The sequence below is a fragment of the Microcystis sp. M079S1 genome, assembly GCF_020246425.1.
GTDB classification, from domain to species: Bacteria; Cyanobacteriota; Cyanobacteriia; order Cyanobacteriales; family Microcystaceae; genus Microcystis; species Microcystis aeruginosa.
This window is the reverse complement of the sequence record NZ_JADBSZ010000029.1, coordinates 1-12,231: the sequence shown is the minus strand read 5'-3', so window position 1 is coordinate 12,231 and position 12,231 is coordinate 1. Positions and strand designations below refer to the sequence as shown.

The 12,231-nt window shown below is 45.9% G+C and carries 15 protein-coding genes; 8 read left to right on the top strand and 7 right to left on the bottom strand.

From position 1 onward, the window contains the following. Positions 1 to 134 precede the first annotated feature (134 nt). Both IM456_RS01840 and IM456_RS01835 read left to right on the top strand, forming a co-directional pair. Positions 135 to 455 carry a hypothetical protein gene (locus tag IM456_RS01840; protein WP_287694762.1) on the top strand — a complete coding sequence of 107 codons (321 nt, stop codon included), beginning with the start codon at positions 135 to 137 and terminating at the stop codon, positions 453 to 455. Between the two features lie 53 nt (positions 456 to 508). Further along, positions 509 to 1,126 carry a CP12 domain-containing protein gene (locus tag IM456_RS01835; RefSeq protein ID WP_147068922.1) on the top strand — a complete coding sequence of 206 codons (618 nt, stop codon included), beginning with the start codon at positions 509 to 511 and terminating at the stop codon, positions 1,124 to 1,126. Here IM456_RS01835 and IM456_RS01830 read toward each other — a convergent pair. After that, the gene (locus tag IM456_RS01830) at positions 1,100 to 1,285 is read right to left on the bottom strand and encodes a hypothetical protein (protein WP_287694759.1); all 186 of its coding nucleotides are present in this window, start codon (positions 1,283 to 1,285) and stop codon (positions 1,100 to 1,102) included. The genes IM456_RS01835 and IM456_RS01830 overlap by 27 nt on opposite strands. Beyond that, positions 1,248 to 2,180, bottom strand: coding sequence for a LysR family transcriptional regulator (locus IM456_RS01825; protein WP_287694757.1), 933 nt, complete (start codon positions 2,178 to 2,180; stop codon positions 1,248 to 1,250). Before IM456_RS01825 ends, IM456_RS01830 begins: the two co-directional genes overlap by 38 nt. A 231-nt stretch (positions 2,181 to 2,411) precedes the next feature. Here IM456_RS01825 and IM456_RS01820 point away from each other — a divergent pair, with 231 nt between their 5' ends. The 4 genes from IM456_RS01820 (at position 2,412) to IM456_RS01805 (ending at position 5,885) form a co-directional block, all read left to right on the top strand. Further along, positions 2,412 to 2,702, top strand: coding sequence for a sulfate permease (locus IM456_RS01820; protein WP_287694755.1), 291 nt, complete (start codon positions 2,412 to 2,414; stop codon positions 2,700 to 2,702). A gap of 94 nt (positions 2,703 to 2,796) precedes the next feature. Next, on the top strand, positions 2,797 to 3,918 hold the full coding sequence (locus IM456_RS01815) for a sodium-dependent bicarbonate transport family permease (RefSeq protein ID WP_287694753.1): 1,122 nt from the start codon (positions 2,797 to 2,799) through the stop codon (positions 3,916 to 3,918). An 84-nt stretch (positions 3,919 to 4,002) separates the two neighbouring features. Continuing rightward, complete coding sequence (locus tag IM456_RS01810) at positions 4,003 to 4,341, top strand: P-II family nitrogen regulator (RefSeq protein WP_079207015.1); 339 nt, start codon at positions 4,003 to 4,005, stop codon at positions 4,339 to 4,341. A gap of 128 nt (positions 4,342 to 4,469) precedes the next feature. Continuing rightward, on the top strand, positions 4,470 to 5,885 hold the full coding sequence (locus tag IM456_RS01805) for a cation:proton antiporter (RefSeq protein ID WP_149986268.1): 1,416 nt from the start codon (positions 4,470 to 4,472) through the stop codon (positions 5,883 to 5,885). 76 nt (positions 5,886 to 5,961) lie between these two features. On the opposite strand, the gene IM456_RS01800 is transcribed toward IM456_RS01805, so the two are convergent. Together IM456_RS01800 and IM456_RS01795 are read right to left on the bottom strand one after the other, a co-directional pair. Beyond that, complete coding sequence (locus IM456_RS01800; protein ID WP_149986267.1) at positions 5,962 to 6,339, bottom strand: hypothetical protein; 378 nt, start codon at positions 6,337 to 6,339, stop codon at positions 5,962 to 5,964. Positions 6,340 to 6,381: 42 nt separating this feature from the next. Further along, positions 6,382 to 7,305, bottom strand: a complete 924-nt coding sequence (locus tag IM456_RS01795; protein ID WP_149986266.1) for an alpha/beta fold hydrolase — start codon at positions 7,303 to 7,305, stop codon at positions 6,382 to 6,384. 259 nt (positions 7,306 to 7,564) lie between these two features. Between IM456_RS01795 and IM456_RS01790 the strand changes: the two genes are divergently transcribed. Together IM456_RS01790 and IM456_RS01785 are read left to right on the top strand one after the other, a co-directional pair. Then, a complete protein-coding gene (locus IM456_RS01790) occupies positions 7,565 to 8,989 on the top strand; it encodes an AAA family ATPase (RefSeq protein ID WP_287694749.1) in 1,425 nt (474 codons plus the stop codon). Positions 8,990 to 8,999: 10 nt separating this feature from the next. Continuing rightward, positions 9,000 to 9,701: a DUF4276 family protein gene (locus tag IM456_RS01785; protein ID WP_149986264.1), complete on the top strand. Its 702-nt coding sequence runs from the start codon at positions 9,000 to 9,002 to the stop codon at positions 9,699 to 9,701. Positions 9,702 to 9,892: 191 nt separating this feature from the next. On the opposite strand, the gene IM456_RS01780 is transcribed toward IM456_RS01785, so the two are convergent. From IM456_RS01780 to purB, 3 genes are all read right to left on the bottom strand, one after another. Then, positions 9,893 to 10,201, bottom strand: a complete 309-nt coding sequence (locus IM456_RS01780) for a HepT-like ribonuclease domain-containing protein (protein ID WP_254062867.1) — start codon at positions 10,199 to 10,201, stop codon at positions 9,893 to 9,895. A gap of 1 nt (position 10,202) precedes the next feature. Beyond that, positions 10,203 to 10,535: a nucleotidyltransferase family protein gene (locus IM456_RS01775; RefSeq protein ID WP_110543800.1), complete on the bottom strand. Its 333-nt coding sequence runs from the start codon at positions 10,533 to 10,535 to the stop codon at positions 10,203 to 10,205. A gap of 70 nt (positions 10,536 to 10,605) precedes the next feature. Then, positions 10,606 to 11,901 (bottom strand): adenylosuccinate lyase, encoded by a 1,296-nt coding sequence (gene purB / locus IM456_RS01770; protein WP_004268608.1) that lies wholly within the window; start codon positions 11,899 to 11,901, stop codon positions 10,606 to 10,608. Between the last annotated feature and the right edge of the window lie 330 nt (positions 11,902 to 12,231).

Sequence of the window (12,231 nt, the reverse complement as noted above, 5' to 3'; positions counted from 1 at the left end):
CAAGCTTTTCTGGTCGGAACCCCCTAAGCCGAGTTTTCAAGGTGCTGCGCCGTCCACTTGGTTTTCGAGACTGGCCTTTTAATTCTAACGTAAAGCCGCCGTAGAACGGCGGGGTTTCAGACCCAAAATTTCCGATGAACAAGCTGATAGAAATTCGATGTCCCAACTGTGGCAGCGTAGCTCAAAGGCTCTTGAGCGATCGCCTACCCGCAGGATATAAGTGTCCGGCCCGGCAGGTTGCTCAGACGGAATGCCCAGTGTGTGATTATTTCATCGCCATGTGTTGGCAAAACGGTGCTGTGCTGGAGGCCTATGCTCCTGGCATTCAGGGGAACAAAGCTGCGGCCATGCCGCCCCAGCCCCAACCAGCGAGCGCCCATTGGTCTTTGTCCTCTGTGTTCAAAGTGGCACTCAGCCCACAAGAGTCTAGGAAATTGCTATCGGGACAACCCTAGTCAACTTTTGCGTTTATACCAGTTCTTTAATTTAACAACACCATCCAACTCCTATGCTACAAGCTCAAGAAATTATGACCCAAAACGTTGTCACCATTCGTGGTTCGGCAACGGTTGCCGATGCCGTGAAATTGATGAAAGAAAAAAAACTGCGGGGGTTGATTGTCGAACCGCGCCATGAACAGGACCCTTATGGAATTGTCACCGAAACCGACATCGTTTACAAAGTGGCGGCCTTTGGCCACGATCCTAAAACTATGCGGGTCTATGAAATTATGGCCAAGCCCTGTGTGGTCGTCAATCCCGAACTGGGGGTGGAATATGTGGCTCGGTTATTTGCTCAAACCCGCATTCGCCGCGCCCCGGTGATTCAGGGCAAAACTTTGCTGGGCATTATTTCTGTCAGTGATATTCTCTTCAAGAGCGATTTTGTCGAAAAGCCCAAGCGGTTGTTCATTGAAGATGAAATTGAAGCAGCCCGGGAAGACGCGCGGGCAATTTGTGCGGCCAAGGGTGAAATCTCTCCCGATTGCGCCGCAGCCTGGGATGTGGTGGAGGAACTCCAGGCCGAAGCCTCCCATCAACGGGTCAAAAAACAGGGGAGTAACTCACTTCAGTCCTACTGCGAAGCCAATCCTGATGCCTTAGAGTGCCGCATTTATGAGGATTAAATCCTGGCGGGTTTTGGGAGAATCGATCGCCTTGAGGATATTGCCGATCGATTTCCCCAGGCGATCGAGTTCTTGAACATTCTCCACTTTTTCGGATGGGAGATAGATCGATCGCTTGCGCTTACCGAATTCGACTTGATCGGGGGTCTGTGGGTACATACACCCCTAATTCCCCTGAGAGGAGATAATCAAGAAAAGTCTTGGCGATCACGGATAGTTTTTTATCCTTGGGATAAACCACATACCAATGGCGTTGGATGGGAAAATCTTCCACGTCAAGGATGGTAAATTCCCCATTAGGACTATCTAAATTTAAGACGTGCTGAGACAGAACCGAAATTCCTAAACCACCGGCGACCGCTTGTTTAATGGCTTCATTATTGCCGATTTCCAAACGCAGAGATAAAGTGATACCATGATCGAGAAAAATTTGCTGTACTGCCCGTCTAATTCCCGATCCCATTTCCCGCATAATAAAAGGTTCCCCTTGCAGCCGTTTAATCGGAATTTTTTTCTTTCCCGCTAGGGGGTGATCTTTGCGAGCAATTACCACAAGGGGATTTTCCAGAAACGGTTGAATTTCCAGGTTTAAATCTTGGGGGGGTTCGCTTAAAATATATAGGTCATCAACATTATTGATGATCCTTGCTTCTAGGTCTTGGTGATTGGTCAATTCTAGGGACACATCTACCCCTTGGTACTGTTGACAAAAAGGACCTAGTATCTGAGGGATTAAATATTGGGCTGTGGATACCGCCGCTAAACGCAGTTTACCCTGTTTAATGCCCTTGATATCAGCGATCGCCATCTCAAAGTTATCAAGATCCTTGAGGACTGCCTGACAGGTTACTAATAAACTGCGTCCAGCCTCGGTTAAATACAAACGTTTGCCTATCTGTTCAAATAAGGGTAAACCCACTGCTTTAGTCAGTTGTTTCATCTGGGTGGAAACGGTGGGTTGGGTGATCGATAGTTCTTCAGCAGCCCTGGTGAAACTGCCATGACGAGCGGTCGCTTCAAAGACAATCAGTTGATGTAAAGTGGCGTGAATCAAGAGAGGCCTCTAGAGAGCTACACTTCTGTTACTGCCTTGAGGAGCTTTGCTAAACAGAAGCAGGAATGGAGGGGAACGAGTGAAAACCTCCCCACACCGCTTACATCATAGGTTTAAATCAATACTTTTGTAAAGATATATCGATTCAAGCTCAATTTACAAAAATTTGCTTGTCAAGATATCCGTTCTAGTATAGATTTATAACAATCGATCTTTAAAAACCATAAAGTTTTGTCTATCAAGGCTGGTCTGTCAACCGCCGGCTTTGTTGTGGCAAAAAATCCTTTGCTCAGTTGGATTCTCATGCAAATAACCAATCGTACTCATTTTGACAATTTGCGGGGTGATATCTTCCGTGGTGTAACAGCTGCCATCGTTTATCACCCTCTAGCTCTCGCCTTCGGGGTAGCTTCTGGGACGGCGATCGGGGCCAGTTTAACCACCAAAAATCCCGAATTAGGCTTACCTGCGGACTTAACGTTGTCCAAAGTTCTGCCCGCAACAGGTTTGCTTAAGGGGTAAAGAGCCTTACTCTTACTCTCTTTCAGCTTTTGAAGGTTGATTTAGTTCGTTTATATTCAATACTCCTCATCAGGGGAGGCTTAAGGAGGTATTCGTGGATTTTTTCTCATTGTTTGTCATGGACTTTATCCAGCAGTTGCAGTCGCCAACGCTGGCCTTTTTGATTGGTGGGATGATTATTGCTGCTCTCGGAAGTGAATTGGTCATTCCCGAGTCGATTTGTACGATCATTGTCTTCATGCTGCTGACCAAAATCGGTCTGACCGGCGGGATTGCCATCCGCAATTCCAACCTGACGGAAATGGTATTACCAATGATCTTTGCCGTAATAGTAGGGATTATTGTGGTCTTCGTCGCGCGCTATACCTTAGCCAATCTGCCCAAGGTGAAAGTGGTCGATGCGATCGCAACTGGGGGATTATTTGGAGCCGTGAGTGGCTCGACAATGGCCGCCGGTCTGACGGTACTCGAAGAACAAAAGATCCCCTACGAGGCCTGGGCCGGTGCACTCTATCCTTTTATGGATATCCCGGCACTGGTAACGGCGATCGTGGTGGCTAACATTTATCTTAACAAGAAGAAGCAGAAAGAAGCGGCCTACGACCACGAGTCTTTTAGCAAGCAGCCGGTGGCGGCCGGGGATTATTCCGATCAGCAGGATTATCCCAGCAGTCGGCAGGAATATCTCAGCCTACAGCAGCCAGCGGATAATCGGGTCAAGATTTGGCCGATCATTGAAGAAAGCCTTCGCGGACCTGCCCTATCGGCCATGTTATTAGGTCTGGCTTTGGGCATCTTCACCCAGCCGGAAAGTGTCTATAAAAGCTTCTACGATCCCCTCTTTCGCGGCTTGCTTTCGGTCTTGATGCTAGTCATGGGGATGGAGGCTTGGTCAAGGGTTGGTGAACTGCGTAAGGTGGCCCAGTGGTATGTTGTCTATAGCGTCCTAGCACCCTTTGTGCATGGGCTAATCGCCTTCGGTCTCGGCATGATTGCCCACTACGCCACCGGGTTCAGTTGGGGCGGTGTCGTGGTTCTGGCCGTCATCGCTTCCTCTAGTTCCGACATCTCCGGGCCGCCCACGTTGCGGGCCGGTATCCCGTCGGCTAATCCCTCCGCCTATATAGGCGCGTCCACGGCCATCGGTACACCAGTAGCGATCGGCTTGTGCATACCCTTCTTCCTTGGTCTCGCCCAGGCCCTCAGCGGCGGCTAATTCCAGAAGGATTGTGGTCGGTCGGCGTTCCCTCGATCGGACAGACCAAGCAAATAAATGTACACACTTAAGGAGATAATCAACATGGCCAAACCAGCCAAAAAGCTCGTCATCGTCACAGAAAAGATTTTGCTGAAAAAAGTCGCCAAGATCATCGAAGAATGCGGGGCGAGTGGTTACACGGTGATGGATACTGGCGGTAAAGGCAGTCGCAACGTGCGCTCGTCAGGACAACCCCACGTTTCCGAAACCGACAGTAATGTTAAGTTCGAGATACTTACCCCCGATCGAATTATGGCCCAAAATATTGCCAAGCAGGTTGCCGAGCAGTTTTTCCTCAATTTTGCGGGCATGATCTATCTCTGTGATGCGGAGGTTCTGTACGGACAGAGTTTCTGTGGACCAGAGGGCTGTGATATCTAGCCGGTTCATGACTCCGGCACTCTAGGGCCACCGCATCCCCAGCTTGACTGTCCTTGAGCGGTGGCCCTTTTTCCTATCCCCCAGTTTTATGACCACCTGAAATCTTTAACCCTCATCCCTTTAAACTCATGATTTTGTCCCATATTCTGCCTCCTTCGATCGGGGAGATAGCGGTTCCCATGGCTCCGATCCCCTTGCTCGCCACCGTTGTGGCCGAGGATTCACCGATTATTCTCTCCGGCGTATTGCTGACGCTGGTGGTGATTTATCTGGCCAGCAAGCTCGGCGCGGAGGCCGCCAGACGATTGGATTTTCCGCCTGTACTGGGAGAACTGGTCGCCGGTGTGATCGTCGGTGTTTCGGCGTTGCATCTGCTCATCTTTCCCGAAGGGGGACTATCCGCCTCGGACTCGCTGATTATGACGGTACTGCAAGGATTGAATCAATTGGCCCCGGCTGCCGTGGACCGGATCTTTGAGTCCCAAAGTGAAGTGATTTCGGTTCTAGCTGAAATCGGTGTGATTATTCTGCTGTTTGAAATTGGCCTGGAATCGGATCTGCGACAACTCAAGGAAGTGGGAATTCAAGCCACGGTTGTGGCCTGTGTGGGGGTTGCGGCACCTTTTGCGGCGGGTACGGCCGGGTTAATGCTCGTCTTTCATGTGCCAGCTATCCCGGCGATTTTTGCGGGGGCAGCCTTGACGGCAACCAGTATCGGTATTACCTCGAAGGTGTTGTCAGAGTTAGGTCAACTCAAATCCAAAGAAGGGCAAATTATTGTCGGCGCGGCGGTGATCGATGATGTCCTCGGTATTATTGTCCTGGCTGTGGTCGCTAGTTTAGCCAAAACTGGTGAGATTGATGTGGCCAATGTTATTTACCTGATTGTCAGCGCTACGGCCTTTTTGGTCGGATCAATTTTGTTGGGAGGTATTTTTAACAAAAGTTTTGTGGCGATCGTGGAGCGGCTGAAAACCAGGGGAAATATTGTTATTCCCGCATTTGTCTTCGCTTTCTTTATGGCATTTTTAGGCAATGCTATTCATCTTGAAGCGATTTTAGGGGCCTTTGCTGCGGGTTTGGTTCTTGATGAAACCGATACCCGCAACGAGTTGGATGAGTTGATCAAACCGATCGCCGATTTGCTTGTGCCGATTTTCTTTGTGACGGTGGGAGCGCGTGCCGATCTCGGTGTTTTAAACCCAACGGTACCGGAGAATCGGGCCGGACTTTTGATCGCTGTCTTTTTGATGGTTGTGGCGATTATCGGTAAACTGGTGACGGGCTGGGCAGTTTTTGGCATATCCGGAATCAATCGTCTCGCCATCGGTGTGGGTATGATTCCCCGGGGTGAGGTGGGTCTAGTTTTTGCCGGGATTGGTTCGGCCAGCGGAATTTTGGATAAGCCTTTGGAGGTGTCGATTATTATTATGGTGATCCTGACCACTTTCCTCGCTCCTCCCTTCCTCAGAGTCGCTTTTGGTAAGACGGAAGCTGTTCCCGAAACCCTGGAAGGCAAGGAGCCAGCTAATCCTATTACTTAATTTTGCGGGTAAAATCTGATTTTTTAGACGAGGCTGAAAATACTTCAGCCTTTTTTGTCGACGATAGTTCCGGGATTTATCGGTTAGAAAGAGCGCAGTTTCCCCGCGACCAACCCCATTCTTCCACTCCCACGGAAATTTGCGAACCGGGACGGACATCTCCTTTCGATAAGTCTATCAGGGTCACACTGACTGCGGCGAATAAACTGCCACGATAAATCGGTTGTCCTTTGTTGTTAGTATTTTTAAAACTAAGGCTAGAAACTTGGGGAGGTTGACCGGAACGCGTCCAGCGAATGCGTTCAAAACGTCCATTGAGAAATTCTGCCGAATAGAACCAACCGTTATTCATGCGGCCTCGACAAAAAAGCTGTTGTGTGGCCACAGTAGCGGGAATATTGACAGATAAACTCAGAAGGCTGAATGCAGCGAGAGCGATCGGCAAAAATTTCATAAAAGTTGGCACTATAGCGTCAAATAATCCCATTATAAGTTCTTAGCTCGCAAATTTAACTATCGCGGCTGCGGTAAGTTCTGGTTTTTCGAGATGGGGAACATGGCCACAGCGAGGAATCCAGACCAGTTGATTATTGGGCAACGCCTGCTGAAATTTCTTCGCGTCTTTTGTGCCTAAAATTTGATCGTTTTCGCCCCAAATAATCAGAGTTTCTCGGTCTATTTGGCTTAATTTCGGCAAAAATGACCCATAACCGCCACTTTTGGTAAAGGAGATTAAAGCCTCACTCCAGTGGGGACAATTCAGGTGCAGACTAGCACAGGTGCAAGCATCAACACTAGCCAAAGTTTGATCGAAATAGGCGGTACGACTGATATTTTGGCGCACGCGGGGATTGGCTAAAAAATTAGTTGCCCACTTATCGAGGGGAGAAAACATCAATTTACCCAAGACCGGGGGATTAGCTAGTCCTGCGCTGTCAATCAGGACTAATTTTGCCACTATTTCCGGGTAGGAGAGGGCAAAATCGAGGGCCACTGCACCCCCCATGGAAGCACCGACTAAAATTATCGGTTCGGCGATCGCAGTTCTCCAGAAATGGTAAAGATGGCTTTTAATAGTTTTCGGAGATACTTCTAAATCTGGCGATCGCTCAGTAAAACCGAAGCCGAGCAGATCCATCGCCCAAGTTTCCCTATTTTGGCAGAGGAAAGGTAGTAAACGCCGAAATTCCAGCAGGGAACTATCAAAACCGTGCAGGAGGAGAAAGGGCGGTTGACCTTGCCCTTGTTGACTATAGGTAGTTAGAATCGATCGAGGATAGATAGGGCTATCGATGGCAATTTGTTGGATCTTCTGGAGGAGAGCAAGGGAGGTATCTTCGCTCAATCCCTCGCTAACAGTGGGTAAAAAGTTAGGATAATTCAAGGATGAGGGGGAAAGTTTTCTAGAGTTTCCGAGCATCGGCTGGGAAATAGCGACGGAAAACATTCATCGCGGTTGTAGCAACCGAGGAGTATATCCTGCGATTGTATCATAATCGGTAAGGTGCGTTCCCCCTCGTTGCAGCAGGGAACACACCCGACAAAATCGGCGTAATCGCACTACCCCTGTAAGCCAATGTCTAGATTATAGTAGGACAGTATCAGGCGAAAGTTGAGAAGATTTTCCAGTATGGTTAAATATTGCGCTGATGTTTTAATATTACCTATCGCCTAAAACTATGATTACTTATATTAAAATTCATGGCTTTAAATCCTTTCATAATTTTGAAATGGAATTTACGCCGCTTACTGTAGTTGCTGGGGTTAATGCTTCTGGTAAGAGTAATTTATTTGATGCTTTGCAATTGTTGGCGCGGCTGGCAGAAGTGGATCTGAAGACGGCTTTTAGCGAGCAGCGAGGACATCCTAGCGAACTTTTTACCCAGTATGATGAGGACGACTACGCCACGGAAATGGAATTTATAGTTGAAATGTTAGTCAATCGCAAGGTAAAAGATAATTGGGGTGGGGAAGTCGATCTTAAATATACAAGATTACGCTATCAATTAAAAATTAAACGGGAGTCTAATATAAGTGGATTTGAAAACTTGTATATTGTTGATGAACGTTTAGAAAATTTAAAGCACAATGAAGATAATTGGGTAAAAAATTATATTCCTAAGACAGTATTGGAAACTTGGCGACCAAAAGTAACGGGTAGGAGAGCGATTCCTTATATTAATACTGAAGATAAGAGTGGTAGTGCTACCATTGTTGTACATCAAGATCGTAAACAGGGAAATAAAAAAGTATTTCTGGCAAAAAGCGCATCACAAACTGTTTTAAGCAGCATTAATACTATAGATTTTCAACATATATTAGCCGCCAAACAAGAAATGCTGAGTTGGAAGTTTATGCAGCTTAATCCCGAAGATTTGCGAGAACCTACTCGTCAAGATATGGGCATCAGAGATACAATAACAGCAAGCGGAAAGAATTTAGCCGCTGCTTTATTTCGCATCAAACAAGATGATGAATATACCCTCACAGCAATTTCCCGTGATCTCAATAATCTGCTACCGAATCTTACAGAAGTTAATGTTTATGACGACAAAGCAAATCGACAATTTATTATCAAGGTAAAAGGTGATGATGGTCGGGAGTTTTCTTCGAGAGTGCTTTCCGAAGGAACCCTACGTTTATTAACATTATGTGTCCTGCAATACGACCGACAACACACAGGATTACTGTGTTTTGAAGAGCCAGAAAATGGCATTCATCCTTTTCGTATTGAAGCAATGGCAAGATTATTAAAAGAGCTAACTGTCGATTTTAAAGATACTGAAATGCCTTTACGCCAAGTAATAGTGAACACTCATTCTCCGGTTCTGGTGAGTCAATTAATTAATTGGCAAGATGATAAAAATGTCAGCATTTGGCTTTCTCAACTTACCACTATAATATCCACTATTGAAGGGAAGCGAATTAAGATGAAAAGCAGTAATTTTCACCCTGTTATCAAAGAGAATAAAAAGCAATTAACCTTATTTTTCTCCGAAAATGAGGCCAAGCTAACTCTCTCGGAAGTTGTCGAATATCTAAAAACTGCTGATGCTGAAAGTGCGATTAAAAATATTAAAAATCAACAAAACCAATTAACATAAATCAATTAAGATGTCCAAAAAAATCAAACAAATAATTATTGCATTAGCTACAGAAGGCAGTTCCGATCATAGATTTTTACCGAATATTATTAAGCGCACTTTCGAGAGAGTTGCTCTTGACGGTCAACAAGAAATAGAAATTTTTGACCCAATTTGTCTTCCACAAATCTCTCGCAAAAATATCCGAGAAAAAGCTAAAAAATATGCAATTCAAGCGGTGGAGAAGGGAGCAATGGTTTTGTGCTTCCATGCAGACGCAGATGATAAAACAGATGAAAACGCATTTAAGGAAAGAATTGATCCGGCTTTTAATGCTATTAAATCAGACGAGCGAGACTTATGTAAAAATTTAGTTGCTATCGTTCCAATACAAATGACTGAAGCCTGGATATTAGCAGACAAAGAATTACTAAAAAAAGAATTGTGTACAAATAAAAGTGATAGTGAGTTAGCAATCGATAAAGAACCCGAATCTTTTAGCAATCCGAAAGAAACAATTAAAAATGCCATCAATAAAGCCAGAGAAGGTATGACTAAACGGGATCGAAATAAACTAAAAATTGACGATTTATATTCACCGCTTGGTACAAAAATCGAATTGTCGAAATTAGAATCCTTATCTTCCTACAAAAAATTTGAAAAGGCAGTACGAGATATTTTTCCACAATTAACGAAAGTCAACAATATAGAAGATAATCCTGATCAAAGGTGAATAGGATCTTGCTAATACCATTTTTCTAAAGTAATGGCAGAGATGGTTAATTGCCTCCAACCTCAAACCCTATTCTAGAAAAGAAAATGGGAGTAAGATGTCTGCCACGAATAAAGAAAAATGGCATAAGGTGCGTTCCCTGTCGTCGATTTAGTTCTCCCTATGCGATCGCTACTTCCGCCTAACAACCCTCAACGTTCAGGAGGAATTTGCCCCTTTAACTCCTCAATTAGTAATGGGAGCTGCGATTGAACCACATCCCAAACGATGTTGAGGTTGACATCATCATACTCATGTACCAACCGATTTCGCATTCCCTTGATTTCTTGCCAAGCAATGTTGGGCAAGTTTTGTCGGGTTGTTTGGGAAACTCGTCCGGCGGCTTCGGCAATCACCAAGAGCCGTCGAATTACTGAATCTTGAAGCTGCACATTGGCGACGAACTCAGCTTTCGAGCATTGAGCCGTGTAGATCATGACCAGTTCTGCGGATTGCAGCATATCAAGCAGGAATTGGGGATCCCGTTGCATAAATCACTTGAGCCGAAGAAAGGATTTGATTACGGCGTAGGTAGTTGCGACTGGTGGCAATGCCTTGGCGGGTAATCAGGTCAACATCTCGATGGAAAATGCTTTTTAGCTCTGCTTCCATTTGGTCTAGGGTGCTGAATGTGGGATGAGCTTCTGGATGAAATTCCACCATAACATCAATGTCGCTGTCGGGGCGGAAGTCTTCGCGCAGGACGGAGCCGAATAGAGCGAATTCAGTTACTTGCCAGCGATCGCAAAACTGGGCAATTTTTTCCATCGGTAGGTCGCTCGCAGTAATGGTCATGGCATGATTACTCCCAAGGTTTCAAATTGCCGATCGAAAACGTGGCCGATAGCTGATCACTGAAAGCTCCCTAAATATCTAACCTTTGGTAGATGCTATTAAGGTGATTTAAGTGCTGCTGGGGATCAAAGCAACTTTCGATCTCGTCGGGGGATAAAATGCCGGTAACTCGCTCATCTTGACTGATAAAAGCTTTAAAATTGCCGTTATCGGTGTTCCAAGCGCGATGGGCGTTTTCTTGGACGATTTTATAGGCAGATTCCCGGCTAATTCCCTTACTCACCAAAGTTAAAAGAACTCTTTGACTGAAAATCACGCCACCGTAAACATTCATATTTCGCTTCATGTTTTCGGGATACACCAGCAGATTTTTGACTAAATCGGTGATTTCCTTGAGCATAAAGTGGGTCAAAATGCAAACATCTGGCAGCATTACCCGTTCTACGGAACTATGGGAAATATCTCTTTCGTGCCAGAGGGCGATATTTTCTAAAGCGGAAACGCTATGACTACGGATAATTCTCGCCATTCCCGTTAAGCGTTCTGAGCGGATGGGATTACGTTTATGGGGCATAGCGGAGGAGCCTTTTTGTCCTTTGGAAAAGTATTCTTCCACTTCTAGGACATCAGTTCTTTGCAGGTTGCGAATCTCCACGGCAAAACGTTCGATCGAAGCCGCTAATAAAGCTAATTGTTGCACATAATCGGCGTGTCGATCGCGCGAGATAACTTGAGTGGAAGCGGTATCCGGTTCTAATCCTAACTTCTGACAGGTTAACGCCTCAATTTTGGGGTCAATATTGGCATAGGTTCCCACTGCACCGGATATCTTACCGATGGCGATGTCTTGGCGCAAGCGAATTAAACGATCGCGTCCCCGCAGCACTTCCGCTAACCATCCCGCTAGTTTAAAGCCAAAGGTGATCGGTTCGGCGTGAATGCCGTGGGAACGTCCCACCATGACTGTATAACGGTGTTCTTGGGCGCGATAGCGCAGGGCTTGAATAAAATCTTCTAATTGTTCTAGAATCAGGTTTAAACTGGCGACTAATTGTAAAGACAGGGCGGTATCTAGTACATCGGAACTGGTTAAACCCAAATGAATATAACGCCCCGGCTCGCCCACATATTCGTTAACATTTGTTAAAAAGGCGATGACATCGTGGCGCACTTCTGCTTCTATTTCTAAAATGCGATCGGGATCAAAATTAGCTTTTGCCTTAATTTCTTCTACTGCATCCCCAGGAATATAGCCTAATTCTGCCTGCGCTTCACAGACGGCTATCTCTACCTCTAGCCATGTTTGATATTTATATCTATCCGTCCACAAATTCCCCATCGCAGGGAGAGTATAACGCTCGATCACTATTAATTATTCCAAGACAACCGTTTAATTGTATCGGATCGGGGCAAGTCTGGGAATAGGCAGGGGGCAGCGGGGAGTTTTGTTTTCCCCACTCCCTTTTTTCCGGTTAGTGTTTTAGGTTCGATCCCCCCTGCCCCCTTGATAAGGGGGGTGCCGATCCCCCCTGCCCCCCTTGATAAGGGGGGTGCCGATCCCCCCTGCCCCCCTTGATAAGGGTAGGGCTGTTTCATTTAAATTAAGTATAGCTGATTTTGAGTCAATAAATTTGACCGAAGATTCTCAAGTTTATCTTGTTCTAACCAAAAGAGTTAGTCACAATAACTAATCTTT

Coding starts and splice junctions, on each gene's coding strand:
- IM456_RS01840 (WP_287694762.1), top strand. CDS start 135: ATGAACAAGCTGATAGAAATTCGATGTCCCAACTGTGGCAGCGTAGCT.
- IM456_RS01835 (WP_147068922.1), top strand. CDS start 509: ATGCTACAAGCTCAAGAAATTATGACCCAAAACGTTGTCACCATTCGT.
- IM456_RS01830 (WP_287694759.1), bottom strand. CDS start 1,285: ATGTACCCACAGACCCCCGATCAAGTCGAATTCGGTAAGCGCAAGCGA.
- IM456_RS01810 (WP_079207015.1), top strand. CDS start 4,003: ATGGCCAAACCAGCCAAAAAGCTCGTCATCGTCACAGAAAAGATTTTG.
- IM456_RS01805 (WP_149986268.1), top strand. CDS start 4,470: ATGATTTTGTCCCATATTCTGCCTCCTTCGATCGGGGAGATAGCGGTT.
- IM456_RS01800 (WP_149986267.1), bottom strand. CDS start 6,339: ATGAAATTTTTGCCGATCGCTCTCGCTGCATTCAGCCTTCTGAGTTTA.
- IM456_RS01795 (WP_149986266.1), bottom strand. CDS start 7,305: ATGCTCGGAAACTCTAGAAAACTTTCCCCCTCATCCTTGAATTATCCT.
- IM456_RS01790 (WP_287694749.1), top strand. CDS start 7,565: ATGATTACTTATATTAAAATTCATGGCTTTAAATCCTTTCATAATTTT.
- IM456_RS01785 (WP_149986264.1), top strand. CDS start 9,000: ATGTCCAAAAAAATCAAACAAATAATTATTGCATTAGCTACAGAAGGC.
- IM456_RS01780 (WP_254062867.1), bottom strand. CDS start 10,201: ATGCTGCAATCCGCAGAACTGGTCATGATCTACACGGCTCAATGCTCG.
- IM456_RS01775 (WP_110543800.1), bottom strand. CDS start 10,535: ATGACCATTACTGCGAGCGACCTACCGATGGAAAAAATTGCCCAGTTT.